Here is a 22,384-nt window from a genome sequence, read left to right on the forward strand (position 1 = left end):
GGCTAGCGGGCGTCCAGCTCGGTGTAGTCGCGCGACGTGGCGCCCGTGTAGATCTGCCGCGGACGGCCGATCTTCGTCTGCGGGTCGGTCATCATCTCGCGCCACTGGGCGATCCAGCCGGGCATCCGGCCCAGCGCGAAGAGCGGCGTGAACATCTCCTCGGAGAAGCCCATCGCCTTGTAGATCAGACCCGTGTAGAAGTCGACGTTCGGGTAGAGCTTGCGGGAGATGAAGTAGTCGTCGGAGAGCGCGATCTCCTCGAGGCCCATCGCCAGGTCGAGCAGCTCGTCGTTGCCGCCGAGGGCGGACAGCACCGAGTCCGCGCTCTTCTTCACGATCGCCGCGCGCGGGTCGTAGTTCTTGTAGACCCGGTGCCCGAAGCCCATGAGCCGGACGCCCGGCTCCTTGTCCTTCACGCGCTTCATGAAGTTGGTGGCGTCGCCACCGTCCGCCTGGATCTCCGTGAGCATCTTCAGCACGGCCTCGTTGGCGCCGCCGTGCAGCGGGCCGGACAGCGCGTTGATGCCGGCCGCGACCGACGCGTACAGGTTGGCCTGGCTGGAGCCGACGATGCGCACCGTCGACGTGGAGCAGTTCTGCTCGTGGTCCGCGTGCAGGATCAGCAGCTGGTCGAGCGCCGCCACCACCGTCGGGTCCGCCTCGTACTGCTGGTACGGCACCGCGAACGTCATCCGCAGGAAGTCCTCGACGTACCCGCGCGAGTAGTCCGGGTAGAGCAGCGGCTCGCCCTTGGACGCCCGGTGCACGTACGACGTGATGGTCCGCGTCTTGGCCAGGATCAGCACCGTGGCCAGCTCGACCGTCTCGGGGTCGTGCGGGTCCAGCGACTCCGGGTAGAACGTGGACAGCGCGTTGATCGCCGACGCCATGACCGCCATCGGGTGCGCGTGGCGCGGGAACGTCCCCATGAACGTGCGGAAGTCCTCGTGCACCAGCGTGTGGCGGTTGACCCGCTCCTCGAACGCGTCGAGCTCGCTCTTCGTCGGCAGCGCGCCGTGGATCAGCAGGTACGCGACCTCGAGGAACGTGGAGTGCTCGGCCAGCTGCTCGATCGGGTACCCGCGGTAGCGCAGGATGCCCTCGTCGCCGTCGATGTACGTGATCTGCGACTCGCACGACGCGGTGTTCATGAAGCCCGGGTCCACGGTGACCATGCCCGTGTCGCGCAGCAGCGAGGAGACGACGATGCCGTCGTTGCCCTCGGTCGCGGTCACGATCGGCAGGTCCTTCGACTGTCCCTCGACGATCAGCTGGACAGGCTGGTGGACGGGCGCGTGAACCGGCACAGGGGTGGCGACGTCGGACATGGTGTTCCTCTCCTGCGACTCCCGGGTGACGGGGATGTCCCGTGGCGTCCGGTCGTCGGCGACTGCGCTGGATGGGCCGGCTGGGCCTGCGCGTGCGTGCCCTCGTTGGCGTGGATCGACGGTACCCGCGCGAACCGTTCCGTGACCAATCCTCGACGAGACGTTGGTGCTGCTGTGACGACGATCACACCTGTGCAGAGTCCCTCATCGAGGCGCCGCACACGCCCGGCTCACGCCCCGGAGAGCCGCGCCGCGGCCTCCGCGATCTTGTCGTCGGAGGCGGTCAGGGCCACGCGCACGTGCTCCGGGTCCCCGTAGAACGCGCCCGGTGCGACCAGGATCCCGAGACCGGCCAGGTCCGCGACCGTCGCCCAGCTGTCCTGGGCACCGGACTCGGGGCGGACCCAGAGGTACAGGCCGGCGTGCGAGCGGTCCACCGCGTACCCCGCGCCCTCGAGCGCTGCTCGCAGCACCCGGCGCCGGCGCCCGTAGACCACCCGTTGCGCGGCGACGTGCTCGTCGTCGCCCAGCGCCGCCGTCGTCGCGGCCTGCACCGGGCCGGGGACGATCATCCCGGCGTGCTTGCGCACCTCCAGCAGCCGCGCGACGAGCGCGGGGTCGCCCGCGACGAAGGACGACCGGTAGCCCGCCAGGTTGGACTGCTTCGACAGCGAGTACACCGCGAGCAGACCGGTGAGGTCCCCGCCGGTCACGCGGGGGTCGAGGATGCTCGGCACGCCGGCCGACGCCCACGGCTCGTCCCACGCCAGCTCGGCGTAGCACTCGTCGGACGCGACGACGACGGGCCGGGCGGAGGTCCTCGCCGCGTCGACGACCGCACGCAGCTGGTCCACGCCCAGCACGGAGCCGTCCGGGTTGCCCGGGGAGTTCAGCCAGACCAGCCGGACGTCGTCACCCTGCGCGAGGCGGGCGGCCGGGTCGTCCGTGGGCTCGGGTGTCGCGCCCGCCAGCCGCGCCCCGACGTCGTACGTCGGGTACGCCGCCGACGGGTGCAGCACCACGTCTCCCGCGCCGAGGCCCAGCAAGGACGGCAGGAACGCCACCAGCTCCTTGGAGCCGACCGTGGGCAGGACCGCCGCCGGGTCCAGGCCGCGGACACCGCGCCGACGGGCGAACCAGTCGACCACCGCCTGCCGCAGCGCCGGCGTGCCGTGCGTCGTCGGGTAGCCCGGCGAGTCCGCCGCCGCCGCCAACGCGTCGCCCACGAGCTCGGGCGTCGGGTCGACGGGCGTGCCGACGGACAGGTCCACGATGCCGCCCGGGTACGCGCGAGCGCGCTCGGCGAACGGCGTCAGGGTGTCCCAGGGAAAGTCCGGCAACGAGCCGGCGAGCAGGCCCACCGGGGCGGGCGTCAGTCGCCGTGCACGCGCAGCGGGAGTGTCGCGATGATCGGGTGGTCCTTGTCGATCTCACCCATCTTCGCGGCACCGCCCGGCGAGCCGAGGTCGTCGAAGAACTCGACGTTCGCCTTGTAGTACTCGGTCCACTGCTCGGGGACGTCGTCCTCGTAGTAGATCGCCTCGACCGGGCAGACGGGCTCGCACGCACCGCAGTCGACGCACTCGTCAGGGTGGATGTACAGCGATCGCTTGCCCTCGTAGATGCAGTCCACGGGACATTCCTCGATGCACGCCTTGTCCTTGACGTCCACGCAAGGCTCGGCGATCACATACGTCACGGTGGGTCCTCCACAGGCCAGGGGTGCTCCTAGTATCGCTCACATGCGCAGGCTGGCGACGCGGTGTCCATCACAGGGACACCCGTGAGCCCGGGGGGCTGGCGCAGCTGGTCGCCCGGCGTGCGCGTCGTCGTGCGTCGCGTGCGCGACGACCTTCCCGAACCGCACCCGGAGCACCCGGACCTGCACGCGCCGCCGCTCACCGACGTGCTCGGCGAGCTGATCGCCGTCGACGACGACGGTGTCCTGGTGCGGACGCGGCGCGGCGACGTGCGGGTGCCGGCCGACGACATCGTGCTCACCAAGCTGGTGCCGGCCGCGCCCGTCGACCGGCGACACCGGCCGACGGGCGCGTGACTACGGCGTGGCCGGTGGCGTGGCCGCCGGCGGTGCGCCGCAGATGACCTTGTTCTGCGGCTTGTAGCGCCAGGAGTTGGACTCCGTCTTCTCCAGGACGCCGTTCAGGTACGTCTTGCGCGTCACGGTGACGGAGAAGCCCGGGTTGCCGGCGCCCTGCGGCTCGCACGTGGGCGACTGCGAGTACACCGTCGTCGGTGCGACCACCCCGGACCGCGGGCTCGTGATCGACTCGACCGTCCAGTGCTTCGTGCCCCACACCCGGACGTACACGCGCCCGTCGGAGACCCACGCCTGGACCAGGGCCCCGTACGGCGTGTTGTTCTTCCACCGCATGTCCAGCGTCCCGGTGAAGATCGTCGCCTCGCGGCCCTCCGGGTACCGCGCGAACCACTCGCTGTGGGGACGGTGCTCGACGTCCTCGAAGCCCGCGAGGAACGCCGCGTTGTACGTGGTCGTCGACACCTGGCTCAGGCCGCCGCCCCAGGCGTCCGTGTGCTCCCCGCTGACGATCGCGCCCGCCTCGACGTACCCGTGCGCGGCGTCGATCGGGCCGAGGGCCTCCGTCAGGCTGAACGTCTCGTCGGGGCGGATCAGGGTGCCGCTGATCTTGCTCGCGCCGTTCGTGATGTTCACCGTGCGGCGCGGCTCGCTGTTCAGCGGCGTGGAGAACTCCGAGACGATCTCCTTGACGCCCAGCGCCTCGAGCTCGGCCGTCGACTCCGCCGGGTCGGCCTGGACCAGCTCGACGGGCGCCGTGCGGTCGGGCGCCGTGGTCGCCGCGGCGACGCTCTCCGCCAGGGCCGCCGGGTCCAGCGACGTCCCGGGTATGCCGGGGATGATCACCGGTGCGTCGTTGACGAACTCGAAGTGGGCGTCCGCCGACTCGGTCAGCAGACCCGGCAGCTGGGCGAGGACGACCGCCGCGAGCCCTTCACCGTTCATCTGCAGCGCCAGGGCGCTGTCCACCGGGACGAACGACGAGTTCGCGGCCAGCGTGGGCGAATCGAGCAGCGCGCTCTGACCCGCCACCGAGACCGTCACCGGAGCCGACGTCACCTGCCGCGCCTCCACGAGCGCGGCCTCCGTCTCCTCCTGCGTGATGTCGGGGGCCACCGTCGCCGTCGGCAGCTCGATCGGCCGCGCAGCGACCAGCCAGTCCGACGCCAGCACGTCCGCGGCACCCGGCTGGTCCAGGTTCCAGCCGTCCACCGCCGCCGTCGACTGCGGGGTCGAGTCGACGAACACCACCGTGCCGTCCACCGGCGCCAGCGCCAGCGACGTGCTCAGGTCACCGATCGCCGCCGACAGCGCGTCGTCGTCGACCGCCGTCACCGGGTCCTGCGCCCCCACACCCGCCAGGTGCGCCCACAGACGACCCGGTTCCGCGAGGTCCACGCCCGTCAGCTCGTCGACCGTCGCCTCGGCGTCGAACGTCAGCCCGGCCGCCGTCGGGTCCACCGTCGCCTGGACGTCGTTCGCGACCACCTCGATCGGCTGGGTCGTGGCGTCCGCGAGCTCCTCGTCCAGCCGGGCGACCGCCTCGCCGGACGTCAGTCCGCCGATGTCGACCCCGGCGACCGTCGCGCCGTGCGGCACCCGGTCCGCGAGCGCGTACGACGCACCCACGTACACGGCACCCAGGGCCACGATGACGGCGGCCACGATCAGCAGCCGCTTGGGCCAGCGCCGCTTGCCGTCCTCCGCCTCGAACACGTCGAGGGGCGACTCGTTGCGCTCCGACGGCGGGACCGGCCCCGACGGGATCGGTGCCTGCGGCTGGACCGAGGGTCGCGCCGTTCCGGACGCGGCTGCCGGCGCGGCGGTCGGCCGGGCCGTCGCGGCGCTCGTGGGCGAGGCCGCGGCGGCGCCGGTCGCTGCTGCTGCGGCGCCCGCCGCTGCTGCTGCGGCGCTGTTCGGTGCGGGTGCGGCGGCGCCCGGTGCGGCTGCGGCTGCGCTGGTCGGCGCGGCTGCGCTGGTCGGCGCGGCTGCGGCGCCCTTCGGCGCTGCTCCGGCGGCGCTGCTCGGCCCGGCAGCGGCGTCCGTCGACGCGGCTGATGCGGCCGTCGCCGTAGCGGCCGCAGCGGCGGCTGCCGCGGCGGTGGTCCCTGCAGAGGTCGTCGCGTCTCCGCTCGCGGGCGGCGGCACCGGTCCGGAAGGCGTCGGCGCGACCGTCGCTGGTGCCGATGCCGGCACCGTGCGGGTGACCGCGCCCGCGAGCGTCCCGACCGGGGCCGGAGGTGAGGCCTGAGCGGAGCTCGGCGAGGTCGAGGCAGGAGGCGTCCCCGGGTCCGGGTCCGACGACTCGGCGGCGACCGGTGCCATGACAGCCGTGGCGTCGTCCCGCCCGGTGGACCTGCTCGCCGGCGGTTCGGTCACCGTCGGTTCCTGGGTCTGCGCGGAAGGCGCCGTCGTGGGCCCGGCTGCGGTTTCCCGGGAGACGCTCGACTCGCCTGCGGCTTCCTCGGAGGCGCTCGTCCCGCCTGTGGCTTCCTCGGAAGCGAGCGACTCAACTGCGGCTTCCTCGGAGGCGCGCGACTCAACTGCGGCTTCCTCGGGGGCGTGCGACCCGGACTGGTCGGGCTCCGTCACCTCGGCGGCGTGCAGCGGGCGGGCGGCCGTCCCGTCCTCCACCGCAGGGTCGGCACCCGGCTGGTCGGCGGTCCGCTCGTCGGCGTTCGCCGCGTCGACGGGCTGCTGCTCGGTCGAGGTGTCCGAGACGGTTCCGACGACGAGGGGGCTCTCGTCAGCGGCGGAGTCGTCGCCGGATCCGCCGTCCTCGACCGGCTCCTCGACGGAGGTGCCCTCGGCGACGGAGCTGACGTCGGCGACCGGCTCGACGACCGACGCGTCGTCTGAGACCGGCTCGGCGACCGATGCGTCCTGCGCACCGGGCTCGTCGGCCGACGCGTCCTGTGCCGGCGGCTCCACCACCGATGCATCCGGTGCAACGGGCTCCACCAAGGATGCGTCTGGCGCTGCGGACTCGTCGGCCGAAGCGTCCTGCGCCGCCGGCTCCACCAGCGATCCGTCCTGTGCGTCGGGCTCGTCCGCAGGCGTCACCTCCGCGGGTGACTCGTCGGCAGCCTCATCACCAGCGACGGGTGCGGCGTCGGGCTCAGCCGGACCAGCAGGCGCGGCGGCAGGCTCGTCCGGAGCGGCAGGCGCCGCGGCGGCTTCCTCGGAAGCGACCTGTGCGGCAGCGGCATCACCGGGCATGTCAGCAGGAACGACGTCGTCCGCCTGGTCGGCGGGCGCGACATCAGGTGACTCGTCGGCGAGCTCGACGTCGCCCGTCTCGGCGGCGGGCGCGACCTCGGGCGGCTCCACGGGAGCCACCTCGTCCGCGGTGGTTCCGTCCGCTGCCGCGTCGGCGTCCGGCTCGGAGGCGGTCCGGTCAGCGGCGACGTCCGACGGACCGCCCTCGTCGGCGGAGCTGACGGCCTGCTCGGCGACAACCTCAGAACGCGCGGCCTGGTCGGCGACAACGTCCGAAGCAACGGCGTCCTCCGAGGCAACGGCGTCGTCAGAAGCAGCGGCCGCGTCCGGTGCCGTCTCGGACGAAGCCGTCTCGTCGACGGCGGACTCGGCGAGGCCGTCGCCGGACTGCTCGTCCGTCGGAGCCACGGGCTCGGCGACGCCGCCGCCCCACACCGGCCAGACCGGGTCCGACGACGGACGGTCGCTCTCCGCGGTACCGGCGCCCTCGGGCCCGTCCTCGCTGCGCTGTCCAGGCTCGTCGCGCTCGGTGCCGTTCGTCATCCGCTCCCCCGCTGCTCCACACACGCACAACGCGTCCGCGCGAGTCTACGTGCCTGGGCGAACCGAATTGGCGCGGTCACCGCACGGACGGTCGTTCTCACCCGTCACGCCTCGCGGCGAGACCTGCAGGGTTGGCGAACGACCCGTCGAGGGGTCGGCGGAAGCCGTCTCAGCGAACCCCGTGCAGCCGTCCGCGCAGGTGGACGAGACCGCCCGCCCCTGCCCGACCCTGCTCGGCGACGAGCACGGAGCCGACGACGACGTCGTGGTCCCCGGCCCGGTGCACGGACTCGGTCCGGCAGTCGAACCACGCGGCGGCGCCGTCGACCCACACCGCGTCGGCGACGGGTGCCGGCCGGTGCGGGACGCGCGCGAGCTGGTCGACGGCGGGCCTGCCGGGCGAGGCGAGCCAGTCCGCCGTGGGTGCCTGGTCGTCGGCGAGGACGCTGACGGACCAGGTGTCGACGTCGTCGAGCGCGTCGCGGAACCGGGCGTCGGCGTGCACGCAGAACAGGAGCATCGGCGGCTCGAGGGAGACCGACGTGATCGCGCTGGCCGTCATGGCGTGCAGGGTGCCCCGCCAGCGCAGCGTGATGACGGCGACCCCCGCGGGGAGCCGAGCGACGGCGGAGCGGAAGGTGTCCGGGTCGGTCACGGAGCCGGGTCCACGAGCTCGTGCTCGACGGTCGGCGTGCGCGGTGCGCGGGGGCGGTCGTCGAACGGGCCTCGGGGCAGGAGCGCGGCGACGACCAGCACGGCGATGGAGCCGAGGACCCACAGCCAGCCGATCGCCTGCCCGTCGGGCGCGAGGACGTCGCCGCCCGGCCCGCGCTGGGTGAGGAGCAGGACGGTGCCGGCGAGGCCGACCGCGTAACCGGCGAGCGCGACGTACCCGGTCCACGCACGGACGGTGACCGCGGCGACGAACGCGAGGGTGAGGCAGATGACGAGCCCCCACGGCGGGATGCTGCGGTGCAGCACGGTGCCGAGGGTGCCGATGAGGACCCCGAGCACGAGGGACGCGGCGGCGGAGCCGATCGCGCCGGCGGAGAGGCGATGCACGCTCGTCACGTTACCGGGCGGACGCCGGCGGGCCAGACGACGTCGGCTCCCGAGCCGCCGGTCCCCCGCTGGTACGCCTCGGCGGGCAGGATCGGCGCGAGCACCCGGTTGCTCAGGGCGTAGCAGGCGACGAGGCCGCGGTCGTCGTCGACGGCCCGGATCGCCTGGACCTGCGTGACGTGCGAGCGCAGGGCGTCCAGCACGCGGTCGCGCACGGGGAGCACGTCGACCTCGAGCTCGATCTCGTCGTCGGGGACGGCGACCGACGGCAGCTCCGCGGCGGGGTCCGGCAGGTCCAGGTCGTCGTGCAGCGAGCCGAGCGCGGCCAGCACCGCCTCGTCACGCAGGGCCCGCATGCCGCGCTGCAGGGCGAGCCGCCCCTGGACGGACCAGAGCACCACCGGCACGGCGAACGCCGGTGCGGCGTCGTCGGCCCGGGCCGCGGCGAAGTCGACGGCCCACTGCGTGACCTCGTGGGTGCGGACGTGGTCGGGGTGGCCGTAGCCGCCGCCGGGCTCGTACGTGACGACCACGTCCGGGCGACGGGAGCGGATCACGCGGGCCAGCCGCTCGGCGGCCTCCTCGAGCCCGACGCCGACGAACGCCCCGTCGGGGACCTCGTCGGGAAGCCCGGCCCGGCCGGTGCCCACCCACGCCATGCCGGAGTCCTGGAACCGCTCGCGCGTCCCACCGGGGATGGAGTCGAGGTACCCGCGGTCCCGCACGCCGAGGGCGGCCAGTGCCCTGCCCAGCTCGCGGTCACGGTGCTCGGCGAGCGCCGGACCGTCCCCCTCGAGGTGCGCCAGGCGCTTGCCGATGACCTCGCCGCGCTCCCCGCGGGTGCAGGTCACGACGGTGACCGGCCGACCGGCGGCTGCCCACGTGGCCAGCAGCGCGCCGGTCGCCAGCGACTCGTCGTCGGGGTGGGCGTGGACGGCGAGGAGCCCGCCCGACGTCACCATCGAGGGATCAGGCGCGCTTCGAGCGGGCCGTGATGCGCGCGCGCTCGGTCTGGTCCAGCACGACCTTGCGGATGCGCACGATCTCCGGCGTCACCTCGACGCACTCGTCCTCGCGGGCGAACTCCAAGGACTCCTCCAGCGTCAGGTTGCGCGGGGGGATGAGGTTCTCGAAGTTGTCCGCGGTGGCCGACCGCATGTTGGTCAGCTTCTTCTCCTTGGTGATGTTCACGTCCATGTCCTCGTTGCGCGAGTTCTCGCCCACGATCTGGCCCTCGTAGACCTCCTGCGTGGGCTGGACGAAGAACGAGCCGCGCTCCTGCAGGTTGATCATGGCGAACGGCGTGACCGGTCCGGAGCGGTCCGCGACCAGCGAGCCGTTGATGCGCGTCTCGATGGTGCCGGCCCAGGGCTCGTAGCCCTCGGCGATCGACGAGGCGATGCCGGTGCCGCGGGTGTCCGTGAGGAAGCGCGTGCGGAAGCCGATGAGGCCGCGTGCGGGGACCAGGAACTCCATGCGGACCCAGCCGGTGCCGTGGTTCGACATGGTCTCCATGCGGCCCTTGCGCTGCGCGAGCAGCTGCGTCACGGCACCGAGGTACTCCTCGGGGACGTCGATGGTCATCCGCTCGACGGGCTCGTGCACCTTGCCGTCGATCTTCTTGGTGACCACCTGCGGCTTGCCGACGGTCAGCTCGAAGCCCTCGCGGCGCATCTGCTCGACCAGGATGGCCAGCGCCAGCTCGCCACGGCCCTGGACCTCCCAGGCGTCGGGGCGCTCGGTGGGCACGACGCGGAGCGAGACGTTGCCGACGAGCTCCTTGTCGAGGCGGTCCTTGACCTGGCGGGCGGTGACCTTGTGGCCCTTGCCGCCGCGACCGGCCAGCGGCGAGGTGTTGATGCCGATGGTCATCGAGATCGCCGGGTCGTCGACCGTGATCAGCGGCAGCGGACGCGGGTCGTCGGGGTCCGTGAGGGTCTCGCCGATGGTGATGTTCTCGATGCCGGCGACGGCGACGATGTCCCCGGGGCCCGCGGACTCGGTGCTGACCCGCTCGAGCGCCTTGGTCTCCAGCAGCTCGGTGATCTTGACGTTCGCCAGGGTGCCGTCGGCCTTGGCCCACGCGACCGTCTGGCCCTTGCGGATCGTGCCGTTGAACACGCGCAGCAGCGCGAGGCGGCCGAGGAACGGCGAGGCGTCGAGGTTGGTGACGTGCGCCTGCAGCGGCGCGCCCTCGGTGTAGGTGGGGGCGGGGATCCGCTCGAGGATGGTCTTGAACAGCGGCTCGAGGTTCTCCGCGTCCGGCAGGCCACCGTCGGCCGGCTGGTTGAGCGACGCGCGGCCGGCCTTCGCGGCGGCGAACACGACCGGGACGTCGAGGATGGCGTCGAGGTCCAGGTCCGGGACGTCCTCGTGCAGGTCGGACGCCAGGCCCAGGAGGAGGTCCGTCGCCTCGTGCACGACGTCGGTGATGCGCGCGTCGGGGCGGTCGGTCTTGTTCACGACGAGGATCACGGGGAGCTTGGCGACGAGCGCCTTGCGCAGCACGAAGCGCGTCTGCGGCAGCGGGCCCTCGCTCGCGTCGACCAGCAGGACGACACCGTCGACCATCGACAGCCCGCGCTCGACCTCGCCGCCGAAGTCGGCGTGGCCGGGGGTGTCGATGACGTTGATGGTGATGCCGTCGGGCTGACCGATCTCCGCCGCCGCGGGTCCGGTGTACCGGATCGCCGTGTTCTTGGCGAGGATCGTGATCCCCTTCTCGCGCTCCAGGTCGCCGGAGTCCATCGCGCGCTCGTCCACGTGGGCGTGGGACCCGAACGACCCGGACTGCCACAGCATCGCGTCGACGAGCGTGGTCTTGCCGTGGTCGACGTGCGCGACGATGGCGACGTTGCGCAGGTCGCCGCGCACGCTCGTGCCCGCCGACGACGTCGGCACAGTCTCGGGCACGGTCGTGGGCTCAGACATGGGGGAACTCATCTCAGAAGGTGGGGAGCGCGCCGAGTCGTCGGCCGCGCCGATCGATTCTACCCGCACACCCGTACACCCGCGTCAGAAGGTGACCAGACCCACGTCAGTCGGCGCGGGCCCAGGCCCACCACGACGTCAGGTCGGCCCGGCCCAGCGCCAACGGCTCCACGTCGGGCGCCGCCGGCGTGGTCCCGGCGGTCGGTGCGGCCGACCCGCGGGTCGCGACGACGACGGGCTGCCGCACCAGCGAGAGCACGGCACCCCCGGCGACGAGGCTGTCGGCGACCGCCTCCAGGGGGTCCTCGACCGCACCGGGGTCCACGGTCTGCGCGAGGGTCCCCGCGGCCGCGTCCGTGGCGGCGTCCGACCAGCCGGTGACGTTCGTCGCGCCCCCGGTCCGCCACCGCGCCAGGACCGAGTCGACCGGGAGGTCCGACTGCGGCACCGGTACCAGCGCCGCGTCCCACGCGTCGGGCGCACCGACCAGGTCCGGTCCCAGGTCGTCGACCGGGGTGTACGGCTCGACCTCGAACCCCACGTCCGACGCCGACGCGGTGATCAGGTCGAGCATCGAGGCACGCAGCGGGTCCGTCGAGTTCACCAGGACCTGCACGGTGACCGGCTCGGTGATGCCTGCCTCGTCCAGCAGCCGGCGCGCGCCGGCGATGTCCGCCGGCCCGCTCGGCACCACGTCACCCCCGGCGTCCGGCCCGACGGTCGGCAGCAGCGCCGTGGCGACGACCGCCTCCGACCACAGCGGCGCGACGACGGTCGCGACGATGGCGTCCCGCGGGACCGTCAGCAGGAACGCCCGGCGCACCGCGGCCGCCGTCGCGGCGTCGCCGCCGTACGTGGCGGGGTCGAAGGCACCGGCCCCCGCCGCCTGGAGCTGGAGCTGGAGCGTGCTGTCGCCCCCGGTGCGCACCTCGGCACCGGTGACCTCCGCCAGCGCGTCGAGCACGTCCGGCGTGTCCGTCGGGGCCACGACGTCGACCGACCCGGCGGCCAGGGCCTCGACCTGTGCCAGCGGCTCCAGGTCGGTCCGCACCACCACGCGGTCGTAGCTCGCGGCCCCGTCGCCCCCGTACTCGTCGTTGCGGACCAGCTCGACGCGCTCGCCCGGGACGATCACGTCCACCGCGTACGGCCCGGTGGAGACCGCCTGGTCGACGTGCTGCGCGAGCGCGTCGGCGTCGAAGTCCGTCCGCCACGCCGCGGAGATCGAGCGCAGCGCCTCCTTGTCCTCCCCGACGACGGCCGCCGAGACCGCGGCCGCCGCCTCGGCCGGGTCCTCGACACCCAGAGCGACCTGCCCCACGACGTGCGCCGGCAGGTTGACGTCGAGCGCGACCTGCCAGTCGGCGACGGGTGCCGCGTAGACGAGGGTCAGCGTCGCGCCCTCCACCGCCGGCACCTGCTGCACCTGCGCGAGGGCCGGGGACGCCGCCACGAACGCCACGCCCGCCTCGAGCTCGTCGTCGTTCGTGATCCCGCCCTGCGCGTCGAGCTCGGGCGTGACGTCGTCCAGCTGGCCGCTGCGCGCCGCCCACTCGAGCAGCAGGTCGGCGGGGGTGACGGGGGTGCCGTCGGACCAGGTGGCCGACGGGTCGATCGTGTACCGCACGGTCAGGGGCGCGTCGCTGACCTTCTCCACCGTGCCGAAGCCCTCGTCGAGCACCGCGGTGCCCTCCTCGTCGAGCGAGACGAACCCCGCCTGCACCAGGGAGCGGACCAGCGTGCTGCCCGGCGCACGGCCCTCGGGGGTCCCGCCGTTCAGCGACGTGAACGGCGCACCGACGGTGACGACCACGGTGCCGGTCCGGTCCGGCTGGGGGGGCTCCTGCGTGCAGCCGGTGACCGCCACGAGCGCGACCAGCGCGACGACCCCGAACCGTGAACCCTTGACCACCGCGTGCCTCCTGGACCGACGTCATCGAGGCGGACCACCGCACCTCGTCACCGGGGTATCGGTCGTTTCCACCTGAAGGTCAACCATGCCGGACACATCCGTCGGAACCGGCCGAAGAGGGGCGGACGCGCCGGGCGTGCAGACGCCGCGAGCGCCGACCCCGCGGGGGACGGCGCTCGCGGCGTTCGACCGGTCAGAAGCCGCGGCCGGTCATCCGCTCGTTGTCGACGTCGGTGATGTCGTGCGCGTCGATCTTCTCGGCGTCGTGGGCGTGCAGCAGCTCGTCACGCTCGAGCTCCTCGCGCTGGGCCTCCAGGAGCGCGTCGCGCGCCTCGCGGCGGGCCTGCTGCGCGGCCGGGTCCGGCACCGGCACGGCCGCGAGCAGCCGCTGGGTGTACGGGTCCTTCGGGTGGTTGACCACCTGCGCGGTCTGGCCCACCTCGACCAGCTTGCCGTTGTGCATGACCGCGATCCGGTCCGCGAGCATCTCGACGACGGCGAGGTCGTGGCTGATGAACAGGCACGCGAAGCCGTGCTCGCGCTGCAGGTCCTGGAAGAGGGCCAGCACCGTCGCCTGCACCGAGACGTCGAGCGCGGACGTCGGCTCGTCGGCCACCAGCAGCTGCGGCTCGAGGGCCAGCGACCGGGCGATGCCGACGCGCTGGCGCTGGCCACCGGACAGCTCGTGCGGGTACCGGTTGCGCATGGCCCGCGGCAGCTGGACCTGGTCCAGCAGCGTCTCGACCGCCTTCGACATCGCGGCGCCCTTGAGCCCGCGGTGCAGCAGCAGCGGCTCGGCGATGGACTCGCCGATGGGCAGGCGCGGGTTGAGCGACGAGCCCGGGTCCTGGAAGACGATGCCGACCTTGGTGCGCAGCGGCTTGAGGTCCTTGGCGGACGCCCCGACCATGTCCTGGCCGACGATCCGCAGCGCCCCGGAGGTCACCGGGAGCAGCCCGACGACCGCACGGCCGATGGTGGTCTTGCCCGACCCCGACTCCCCGACGAGCCCGACGACCTCGCCGGCGCGGATGGTCAGGTCCACCCCGTCGACGGCACGGAAGGCGGGAGTGCGCCGACGGCCCGGGTACTCGATGACCATGTTCTCGGCCTCGAGCACGACGGCGCGGTCCGAGGCGGTCGCCACCGGGGCGTCCGCCGCCGGCGCCGCGGTGGTCGTACCCGACTCCTGCGACCGCTCGGCGTCCAACACCTCGGTGCTGCGGCCCAGGTGCGGGACCGCGTCGAGCAGCTTGATCGTGTACGGGTGCTGCGGTGCGGCGAACAGCCGGCGCGCCTCACCCTGCTCGACGACCTTGCCGTCCTTCATCACGATCATCGTGTCGGCCATGTCGGCGACGACGCCCATGTCGTGCGTGATGAGCACGATGCCCGAGTCGATGCGCGAGCGCAGGTCGCGCATCAGCTTGAGGATCTCGGCCTGGACCGTGACGTCGAGAGCCGTCGTCGGCTCGTCCGCGATCAGCAGCTTCGGGTCGCAGGCCAGCGCCTGGGCGATCATCGCGCGCTGGCGCTGGCCGCCGGACAGCTGGTGCGGGTACGCGTCGATCCGGGTCTCGGGGTTCGGGATCTCGACCAGGCGCAGGAGCTCGAGGGCCCGCACCCGCGCGTCCGCGGGGCCCATCTCGAAGTGGGTCCGCAGGGTCTCGACGATCTGGAAGCCGATGGTGAAGACCGGGTTCAGCGCGGTCATCGGCTCCTGGAAGATCATGGCGATCTCCTTGCCGCGGATCCGGCGCAGCTTGTGCGACGGCATCCCGATGAGCTCGCGGTCCCCGATCACCGCGGAGCCGCGCGCGCGGCCGTTCGGCGGCAGGAGGCCCATGAGCGCCATCGACGACTGCGTCTTGCCGGAGCCGGACTCGCCGACGATCGCGAGCACCTCACCGGGACGCACGTCGTAGCTGATACCGGTCGCGGCCGGGTACCAGGTGCCGTCCACGTAGAAGTCGACGCCGAGGTCCCGCACCTGCAGCACGGGCGTGCGGGTGTCGGTGGGCGGCGGGGCGTCCGAGATGTCGATGGCCATCAGGATCCTTCCTGCGTCAGGCGGGTGCGTCCGGTCAGGACTGTCCCCACCTGCGGTTCTGCGAGCATGGGCATGTGCGTCCCACTCTGGAGTTCTCGTCGAGGTACGGCCGTGCGCTGACGGTGGCCGCGGGTGTCGTCGCGCTCGTCGCCCTGGTGTCCGTGGGCGTGCAGGACGGCCTCGGTGAGGTGGTGCGCGCGCTGCCCCTGGCCGGTGTGGTCGTGCTCGGCATCTGGGTGCTGTTCTGGCGTCCGGCGGTCGTGGTGAGCGACGGCGGCGTGCTGGTCCGCAACCCGCTGCGCAGCACGCACGTGCCCTGGCCCACCTACCGCGGGCTGACCGTGCAGTGGTCGCTGGTCCTGCACACCACCGAGGGTGACCTGACCGCCTGGGCGGCACCGCGGTCGAGCGGCACGGCCGCCCGGATGCGCCGCGGCGGGGACGACGACGGCGTCGTGACCCCCACGAAGGACGCCCGGCTGCCCGGGACCGCCGAGGACGTCGCCGCGGCGATCGGCGACCGCCACCGCGCCCTGTCGGACGCCGGCTTCCTGCGCGGGGCCGAGCAGGCCCGCACCGCGGGCGGCATCCGTCCCGAGCGCCACTGGCACGTCGCGACGATCGCGGCGCTGCTGGTGCTCGTCGCCGCGGCGGCGGCCGTGCTGGCCACCGCCTGAGGCGTCTCCGCGGGTGCGCACGGTCACAGCCCGAACCCGCCCGTGGGGTTGTTCGTGTGGCCGGCCTGCTGCGGGAGGGGCGAGAGCCCCGTCCGCGCCACCGACGCGTCCTGCGCCATCGCCTTGGCCATCCTGCGCTCGGACGGGATCCGCTTCTGCCGTGGGTCGAACGCGTCCCGCAGCCCGTCGCCGATGAAGTTCACGCTCAGCGCGATGATGACGATGAAGATGCCGGGCCACCAGAACAGCCACGGACGGGTGGAGAAGGCCTGCTGGTACTGCTGGATCATCTGGCCGAGCGAGATCTCCGGCGGCTGGATGCCGAAACCGAGGTACGAGAGCGCCGTCTCCAGCAGGATCGCGGAGCTCATCAGCAGCGTGGTGCTGACGATGATGGTGCCCACCGCGTTGGGCAGGATGTGCTTGAAGATGATCCGGCGGCTGCTGGCTCCGGCGACCCTCGCCGCGTCGACGAACTCCCGCTCCCGCAGGGCGAGGAACTCCCCGCGCACCAGCCGGGACAGCGTGGTCCACAGGATGAGCCCGAGCGAGATGGCGAAGATCGGTGCGCTGATCTGACCCGAGAGCTTGCCGATCACGGCGCCGATGACGATCGTCGGCACGGTGATCACGAGGTCGGTGAACCGCATCAGGGCGGTGTCCCGACCGCCGCGGAAGTAGCCGGCCACGGAGCCGACGAGCACGCCGATCACGCCGGCCACGATGCCGATCACGAACATGACCATCAGCGACGTCTGCACGCCGTGCATGACCCGGGCGAAGATGTCGCGGCCGATCTCGTCCTGACCGAACGGGTGGTCGCCCCATGCCGGCGGGAACACCGACAGCGTCGGCGCCCCGCCCGGGTTCGACATCGGGTTGCCAGTCTCGTACCCGGTCCACATCCACCAGCCGGGGATCGGACCGAAGCCCACGGACGTGAGTGCGAGCACGATCGTCGCACCCAGGACCGCGAGACCGACGAGTGCGCCCTTGTGCCGGAAGAACCGGCGCCGCACGATCTGCCCCTGGGACAGCCCGACGACGTCCTGGAGCTCGATCGCGTTCTCGACCTTGTCGACGGGCGGCGGGGTCTCAGGGCTCGTGGAGGTGCTCATGCGTCCAACCGGATTCTCGGGTCGATCGACGCGTAGACGATGTCCGCGACGATGTTGGCGATGATGGCGAGCGTCGCCGTGATCAGCAGGTAGCCCATGACGGGCTCGATCTCGGCGTCACCGAGGGAGCGCACGAACAGCTGGCCCATGCCGGGCCGTGCGAACACCGCCTCGGTGATGACCGCGCCGCCGATGAGCGTGATGATGTCGATCGGCACGATCGTCGCGAGCGGGATGAGGGTGTTGCGGAACCCGTGCCGCACCACGACCGCGCGCTCCGGCAGGCCCTTGGCCCGGGCGGTGCGGATGTAGTCCTGGCTCATCACCTCGAGCATGCTCGAGCGGGAGTACCGGGTGTACGCGGCGAACGCGATGAGCACGAGCGTCGCGGTGGGCAGCAGCAGGTGGGTGAACGCGTCGAGGACGCCGACCCAGTAGTTGCCGCCCAGCCCCGGGGTGCGGTCGCCGAACGTCGGGATGGGTCGTCCGCTCAGCGCCCGGAAGTACGGCGGCCAGACCTGCATGACCTGGTCGATGTAGATCAGCCCGCCGGTGATGAACGCCACCGCGGCCCCGGTGCGGGCGGAGATGCCCCAGTCCGGACCGCCGTAGAGCCGGCCGATGAGGAACCCGACGGCCATGGCGACCAGCGCGAACCCGAAGATGATCCAGTTGTTCGGGTCGATCGAGTCGAAGACGACCTGCATCGGCAGGTACAGGGCGAGCCCGACGCCGACCGTCGTCAGCCCGGTCCACATGGCGCGGCGGTTGTGCAGGCCCGCGAACACGGCGGCGATCGCGACGGCGGAGCCGCCGGCGAGGATCAGCAGCAGCAGGGGGCCGATCTGCGGACGCTCCCACCAGCCCGAGAGCTGCAGGTAGGCGAACATGCCGAACGTCGCCGCGAAGGCGATGCCGAAGACCTGCCAGCGGCGTGCCGCCCGTCCGCCGACGGCGAGCGACCAGAACACTCCGGCGATCAGCGCGATGGCGGCGATCACCGTCCAGGAGATCACCGGGTCCTTGAGGAAGTCGTTGAAGCCGATCGCGGCCCACTGCTTGAGCAGCACCGCGACCCAGAACGAGGGCAGCGAGTAGAGCAGGAACGACAGGAAGATGATCCCGTAGTCGAAGCCGCTGTACTGCCGCAGCGCGCTGACGATGCCGACCGTGACGCCGATGACCAGCGAGAGGATCGTGGCGGCGGTGACCAGCTGCAGCGTCGAGCCGATGGCGTGCGCGAGCAGGTCGGTCACGGGCTGCATGGACCGCCACGCGACACCCATGTCGCCGGTCAGCAGGTTGCCGAACCACTGGAAGAACCGGATCACGACGTTGGTGTCCAGGTTCAGGAGCTCGATGCGCGCGGCGATGAGCTGCGCCTTGTTCGGTGCGGTGCTCTCTTGCAGGTCCTGGAGCGGGTCGATGGCCGCGTCGACCAGGAGGAACATGAGGAAGAGGGCCACCAGGAGGGTGGCCAGGCCCGCCAGGATGCGGCGGAGGAGGAAGTTCAGCACGGGTGGGCTACCTCGCTGGGATGGGGCACCACGGGTCGGGGGGATCGTATCCCCGAGTCGACCGCGGTCCGGGGTCGAACGACCACAGGCACGTCACCGGGGCGCCGGAACTCGTGGTGCCGGCGCCCCGGTGACGACTGACTGACCGGGGGTCCTCCCGCCGGGCTGCTGCCCGGCGGGAGAACCGTGGATCACTCGGCTGCTGCGTCGCCCGCGGTCCACTCCCAGAAGCCGTAGAAGATGGTCGGCGCGATCGTCAGCTTGGAGACGTTGCCGATCTTCTCCGGGTTCCAGGCGGTGACGCCGGGGAACTGGAAGATCGTCACGCTGAACGCGTCGTCGACGATCTTCGTCTCGATCTCGGTCAGGATGCGCTCCTGGTCGTCCGGCTCCGTGGCGGTCTGGAGCTCGTCGAACAGCGCGTCCACCTCCGGGTTCGAGTACCCGTAGTAGTTGTTCGTCGCCGCGGTGCGGTACGTCGCGTCCGAGGCCGTGACGGCCGTGGACGTCGACTGCCAGCCGAAGAGCGCCGCGTCGTAGAAGCTCGTCGCGTTCGAGAGGTCCGTGCCCCAGTCCGTCTGGACCTGGTAGGGCTGGACGTCGAAGCCGGCCTGGGCGGCCGACGCCTTGATGAGCTCGTACTCGTTCTGCCGGCGCGTGTTGGCCGGGTCGAACAGGAGGCGGACCGACACGGCCGGCACGCCGGCCTCGGCGAGCAGAGCGGTGGCGCCGGGGATGTCCGTCGCGTACGTCTCGGCCTGACCGTTCGCCTCGACGATGGCGTCGTACATGGGCGAGCCGGGGACCTGCGTGTACGAGTTGCGGATCTCCGCCTCGGGGTCGAGCGGCTTGATCAGGTTCTCGATGATCTGCTCACGCGGGATGGTCTTGAGGAACGCCTGGCGCACCTTCTTGGCCTTCTCCGCGTCGCCGCCGTAGGTCGCCGGGTCGAACGGGCCACCGTTGGTGAACTGCAGGTCGACGTGCTCGTACGTGCCCTCGGGGCCGCTTGCGACCTCGATGCCGTCCATGGCCTCGACGGCGGTCTTGAAGTCGGCCGTGGCCTGCGGGTTGATGAGGTCGACCTCACCGTTCTGCAGCGCCTGCGCCTGGCCCATCGGGTCGCCGTTCCAGCGGACCGTGACCTTGTTGAAGACGGCCTTGTTGTCGCCCTCGAAGTTCTCGTTCGCGGTCAGGGTGATGAACTGGTCCTGCTCGAACTCCGTGATGTTGTACGCGCCGCTGGTGACGAGGAGGTCCTCGTCGGACGGCATCGACGCGTAGTTCCAGTCGGTGCTCCAGACCTTGGCGATCTTCGAGAGGTCCTCGACCGTGTTGTCCTGGATGGCGGCGACGAGCGCGTCGGTCGCCTCCTCGGCGTCCTCGATGCCGAGGGCGCGCTGCGCGACGATGTGCGCCGGCAGGTTCTGGTCGATGGCCGTCTCCCAGTCCGCGAACGGCTTGGTGTAGGTCATGGTGATCGACTTGCCGTCGATCTCCGGCGTCTCCTCGATGAGCGCGACGGAGGGGTCGGCGGCGTCGAAGTACACACCGGCGTCCAGGGCGTCCTGGTTCGTGATGTTGCCCTCGTCGTCGTACTCGGCCTCGACGTTGTTGAACTTGCCGCTCTGCGCGGCCCACTCCAGGAGGAGGTCGGCCGGTCCGGCCGGGGTCCCGTCGGACCACTTCGCCGTGTCCGCGTACGTGTACTTGACCTGCAGGGGGTCGTCGGAGATCTTCTCGTACGTGCCGAACGACTCGTTCTGGACCACGTTCAGCTCGGGGTCGTAGTAGTTGAACTCCGAGTTGAGCATGTACGTGATGATGTTGTTCGCCGTCGCGTTGCCCGTGATGCTCGTGCCGTTGGCCGAGTAGAACGGCTGGTTCCAGGCGATGGTGATCGACGTGTCGGTGTTGATTCCCGCGTCGTCGGTCTCCTCGTCACTGCCGCCGCCGCCGCTGGAGCAGGCTGCGAGGGCGAACACACTCGTCGCGGCGACCGCAGCGAACGCGGCCTTGCGTGTGATCCTCAATTTTCCTCCCGAGAAGGGTGGGGCCCTGTAGCGCGAGGACGGGAGTACCCGTCCAGCACGCGGTCCACAGGTCCGCCGGGGTGTGGCGACACGGTAGTCAAGCGAATAGGGGACAAAACGGACAGATCACAGAGCGCAACGCGATTGTTACGTGATTGATACTGTGCGGTACGTCTCACCATCTGGGACCACTCGGCGGTGCGCACCCGGTGCTTCCCGGTGCCTGACGTGAGGCACGCCCGCAGACACCCCCATCAGACACCATCCGGGGCACTCGTGCTACAGCAACGCTGCGGACGAGGACATACCTCCCCACCTGCACGTTCTCCCGCCCGGGCGCGTCGGGGAGACTGGTCCGATGGGTCTCACCGCACTCGTCCGCCGCGTCGGCCGCACCCGCTGGTTCGCACGGATCGGGCGGGCGACCTCCGGGATCGACCGTCGACTGCACAAGGCGAGCCGCGGCCGGCTGAGCGTCCTCGGCAGGCCGACGCTCCCGCACCTGGTCCTCACGACGACCGGCCGGACGTCCGGTCAGCCCCGCGAGGCTGTCCTGCTCTATGCCGTCGACGGCGACGGCTGGGTGCTCATCGGCTCCAACTGGGGACAGGAGCGCCACCCCGCATGGTCGGGGAACCTCCTCGCGGACCCGCGCGCGACGGTCACCGTCGCGGGCCGCACCACGCCGGTCGTCGCCACGCTGGCCGACGTGGACGAGCGCGCACGACTGCTCCCCGCCCTGCTGCGCGTCTGGCCGGGCTACGCGGACTACGCCGACCGCACCGACCGCGAGCTGCGGGTGTTCCGGCTGGCCCCGGCATGAGCGCCCCGCTGGTCCTGCCGACGCTGCTGGGCGACGCGGTCCGGCTGCGCGCCTTCTCCCCCGCCGACCTGCCGCTGGTCCGCGAGGCGACGACCGACCCGCTCATCCCGCTCATCACGTCCGTCCCCGCGCACGGTGACGACGACGCGTGCCGCGCGTACCTCGAGCGGCAGGCCGATCGGCTGACCACCGGCGCCGGCTACGCGTTCGCCGTCGCGGAACAGTCGTCCGACCTCGCCGTCGGGCACGCCTACCTCGGGCTGCGCGACCTCGACCTCGGCCGCGCGACCGTGGGCTACTGGGTCGCGCGCTCGTACCGCGGTCGCGGGATGGCCGGGGACGCCGTCCGGACGCTCACGCGCTGGGCCCTCACGCTGCGCGGCGTCGACCGGCTCGAGCTGTACGTCGAGCCCTGGAACGTCGCCTCCGCCAGGACGGCCGCGAGCGCGGGCTTCGTGCGCGAGGGGCTGCTGCGGTCGTGGCAGGCCGTCGGTGAGGAGCGCCGGGACATGGACATGTACTCCCTCGTGCGTCAGGCCTGACGGGCCCGTCGTCGGTAGGCGCGGGCCTTCATGACGTCTCCGCACTCGTTCATCGAGCACCAGCGACCGGACCGGTTGCGTGAGCCGTCGTAGTAGACCCACTGGCAGTCGGGGTTCGCGCACGCCTTGAGCCGGGGCCACTCCCCCGACGCGTGCGCGCCCTGGAGATCGGCGAGGAGCCCGGCGACGGTGTCGTCGGGACCGGCGGGCACGAGCGTCGCCGCGCCGTCACCGAACCCCACCACCAGCGGGTGGCCGGCGGCGACGGTCGTGAGCTCCGTGGCGTCGCCGGACTCGAGATAGCGACGCAGGACGTCGCGGAACGCGACGAGCCGGTCGGGACCACCGGTCAGCCGGTCGACGCCGTGGAAGCGGTCGTCCGTGTTGAGGAGCGCACGGACCCGCTCGAGGGACCCGGGCGCCACTCCCGGCTCGCTCCCCACCTCGACCCACCGCAGCAGCTGGTCCGGCAACGGGCACCTCCCTTGACGTCGTGGACGGCTCGCCACCATAGTCATCACCAGCGTACTGGTTTTACTGGTGACGCACGCGACCCTTCGACCTCGAGAGCGA

General features: G+C 72.1%; 18 protein-coding genes. 4 read left to right on the forward strand and 14 right to left on the reverse strand.

Going from position 1 to position 22,384, the window contains the following annotated elements; genetic code table 11:
- Window positions 1–2: 2 nt before the first annotated feature.
- From CXY01_RS16070 to fdxA, 3 genes are all read right to left on the reverse strand, one after another.
- Window positions 3–1,328 carry a citrate synthase gene (locus CXY01_RS16070; RefSeq protein WP_146929067.1) on the reverse strand — a complete coding sequence of 442 codons (1,326 nt, stop codon included), beginning with the start codon at window positions 1,326–1,328 and terminating at the stop codon, window positions 3–5.
- Between the two features lie 230 nt (window positions 1,329–1,558).
- Window positions 1,559–2,689 carry a succinyldiaminopimelate transaminase gene (gene dapC / locus CXY01_RS16075; RefSeq protein ID WP_146929070.1) on the reverse strand — a complete coding sequence of 377 codons (1,131 nt, stop codon included), beginning with the start codon at window positions 2,687–2,689 and terminating at the stop codon, window positions 1,559–1,561.
- A gap of 11 nt (window positions 2,690–2,700) precedes the next feature.
- On the reverse strand, window positions 2,701–3,027 hold the full coding sequence (gene fdxA / locus CXY01_RS16080; RefSeq protein WP_028050935.1) for a ferredoxin: 327 nt from the start codon (window positions 3,025–3,027) through the stop codon (window positions 2,701–2,703).
- A gap of 84 nt (window positions 3,028–3,111) precedes the next feature.
- On the opposite strand from fdxA, the gene CXY01_RS16085 reads away from it, so the two are divergent.
- Window positions 3,112–3,384 (forward strand): LSm family protein, encoded by a 273-nt coding sequence (locus CXY01_RS16085; RefSeq protein ID WP_146929073.1) that lies wholly within the window; start codon window positions 3,112–3,114, stop codon window positions 3,382–3,384.
- Here CXY01_RS16085 and CXY01_RS16090 read toward each other — a convergent pair whose 3' ends face one another.
- The 7 genes from CXY01_RS16090 to CXY01_RS16120 form a co-directional block, all read right to left on the reverse strand.
- A complete protein-coding gene (locus CXY01_RS16090; RefSeq protein ID WP_146929076.1) occupies window positions 3,385–7,146 on the reverse strand; it encodes a VanW family protein in 3,762 nt (1,253 codons plus the stop codon).
- 169 nt (window positions 7,147–7,315) lie between these two features.
- The gene (locus CXY01_RS16095; protein ID WP_146929079.1) at window positions 7,316–7,801 is read right to left on the reverse strand and encodes a flavin reductase family protein; all 486 of its coding nucleotides are present in this window, start codon (window positions 7,799–7,801) and stop codon (window positions 7,316–7,318) included.
- Window positions 7,798–8,208, reverse strand: coding sequence for a DUF6113 family protein (locus tag CXY01_RS16100; protein WP_146929082.1), 411 nt, complete (start codon window positions 8,206–8,208; stop codon window positions 7,798–7,800). The genes CXY01_RS16095 and CXY01_RS16100 overlap by 4 nt, the downstream gene beginning before the upstream one ends.
- Before the next feature lie 5 nt (window positions 8,209–8,213).
- The gene (locus tag CXY01_RS16105) at window positions 8,214–9,170 is read right to left on the reverse strand and encodes a PIG-L family deacetylase (protein WP_146929085.1); all 957 of its coding nucleotides are present in this window, start codon (window positions 9,168–9,170) and stop codon (window positions 8,214–8,216) included.
- A gap of 7 nt (window positions 9,171–9,177) precedes the next feature.
- Window positions 9,178–11,139 (reverse strand): translational GTPase TypA, encoded by a 1,962-nt coding sequence (typA, locus tag CXY01_RS16110; protein ID WP_146929088.1) that lies wholly within the window; start codon window positions 11,137–11,139, stop codon window positions 9,178–9,180.
- Window positions 11,140–11,245: 106 nt separating this feature from the next.
- Window positions 11,246–13,051: an ABC transporter substrate-binding protein gene (locus CXY01_RS16115; protein ID WP_146929091.1), complete on the reverse strand. Its 1,806-nt coding sequence runs from the start codon at window positions 13,049–13,051 to the stop codon at window positions 11,246–11,248.
- A 193-nt stretch (window positions 13,052–13,244) separates the two neighbouring features.
- Window positions 13,245–15,101 (reverse strand): ABC transporter ATP-binding protein, encoded by a 1,857-nt coding sequence (locus CXY01_RS16120; RefSeq protein WP_146929094.1) that lies wholly within the window; start codon window positions 15,099–15,101, stop codon window positions 13,245–13,247.
- Between the two features lie 74 nt (window positions 15,102–15,175).
- Here CXY01_RS16120 and CXY01_RS16125 point away from each other — a divergent pair, with 74 nt between their 5' ends.
- Window positions 15,176–15,778 carry a PH domain-containing protein gene (locus tag CXY01_RS16125; RefSeq protein WP_186813433.1) on the forward strand — a complete coding sequence of 201 codons (603 nt, stop codon included), beginning with the start codon at window positions 15,176–15,178 and terminating at the stop codon, window positions 15,776–15,778.
- Between the two features lie 23 nt (window positions 15,779–15,801).
- Here CXY01_RS16125 and CXY01_RS16130 read toward each other — a convergent pair whose 3' ends face one another.
- From CXY01_RS16130 to CXY01_RS16140, 3 genes are all read right to left on the reverse strand, one after another.
- A complete protein-coding gene (locus CXY01_RS16130; RefSeq protein WP_146929102.1) occupies window positions 15,802–16,896 on the reverse strand; it encodes an ABC transporter permease in 1,095 nt (364 codons plus the stop codon).
- A complete protein-coding gene (locus tag CXY01_RS16135) occupies window positions 16,893–18,413 on the reverse strand; it encodes an ABC transporter permease (RefSeq protein ID WP_146929105.1) in 1,521 nt (506 codons plus the stop codon). The genes CXY01_RS16130 and CXY01_RS16135 overlap by 4 nt, the downstream gene beginning before the upstream one ends.
- A gap of 191 nt (window positions 18,414–18,604) precedes the next feature.
- On the reverse strand, window positions 18,605–20,446 hold the full coding sequence (locus CXY01_RS16140; protein ID WP_146929108.1) for an ABC transporter family substrate-binding protein: 1,842 nt from the start codon (window positions 20,444–20,446) through the stop codon (window positions 18,605–18,607).
- A gap of 358 nt (window positions 20,447–20,804) precedes the next feature.
- Between CXY01_RS16140 and CXY01_RS16145 the strand changes: the two genes are divergently transcribed.
- Window positions 20,805–21,269: a nitroreductase family deazaflavin-dependent oxidoreductase gene (locus CXY01_RS16145; protein WP_146929111.1), complete on the forward strand. Its 465-nt coding sequence runs from the start codon at window positions 20,805–20,807 to the stop codon at window positions 21,267–21,269.
- Entirely contained in the window at window positions 21,266–21,811 is a 546-nt protein-coding gene (locus CXY01_RS16150) for a GNAT family N-acetyltransferase (RefSeq protein WP_146929114.1), read from the forward strand. Before CXY01_RS16145 ends, CXY01_RS16150 begins: the two co-directional genes overlap by 4 nt.
- On the opposite strand, the gene CXY01_RS16155 is transcribed toward CXY01_RS16150, so the two are convergent.
- Window positions 21,802–22,284 (reverse strand): CGNR zinc finger domain-containing protein, encoded by a 483-nt coding sequence (locus CXY01_RS16155; RefSeq protein ID WP_146929117.1) that lies wholly within the window; start codon window positions 22,282–22,284, stop codon window positions 21,802–21,804. The two genes, CXY01_RS16150 and CXY01_RS16155, sit on opposite strands and share 10 nt — an antisense overlap.
- Window positions 22,285–22,384: the final 100 nt, after the last annotated feature.

This window comes from Cellulomonas xylanilytica (assembly GCF_007989805.1).
Lineage (GTDB): Bacteria > Actinomycetota > Actinomycetes > Actinomycetales > Cellulomonadaceae > Cellulomonas > Cellulomonas xylanilytica.

Bases quoted from the DNA above. Each gene is read 5' to 3' on its own strand.
- CXY01_RS16130 (WP_146929102.1), bottom strand. From the start codon at position 16,896: ATGAGCACCTCCACGAGCCCTGAGACCCCGCCGCCCGTCGACAAGGTC.
- CXY01_RS16070 (WP_146929067.1), bottom strand. From the start codon at position 1,328: ATGTCCGACGTCGCCACCCCTGTGCCGGTTCACGCGCCCGTCCACCAG.
- CXY01_RS16150 (WP_146929114.1), top strand. From the start codon at position 21,266: ATGAGCGCCCCGCTGGTCCTGCCGACGCTGCTGGGCGACGCGGTCCGG.
- CXY01_RS16145 (WP_146929111.1), top strand. From the start codon at position 20,805: ATGGGTCTCACCGCACTCGTCCGCCGCGTCGGCCGCACCCGCTGGTTC.
- CXY01_RS16120 (WP_146929094.1), bottom strand. From the start codon at position 15,101: ATGGCCATCGACATCTCGGACGCCCCGCCGCCCACCGACACCCGCACG.
- CXY01_RS16090 (WP_146929076.1), bottom strand. From the start codon at position 7,146: ATGACGAACGGCACCGAGCGCGACGAGCCTGGACAGCGCAGCGAGGAC.
- CXY01_RS16105 (WP_146929085.1), bottom strand. From the start codon at position 9,170: ATGGTGACGTCGGGCGGGCTCCTCGCCGTCCACGCCCACCCCGACGAC.
- typA (WP_146929088.1), bottom strand. From the start codon at position 11,139: ATGTCTGAGCCCACGACCGTGCCCGAGACTGTGCCGACGTCGTCGGCG.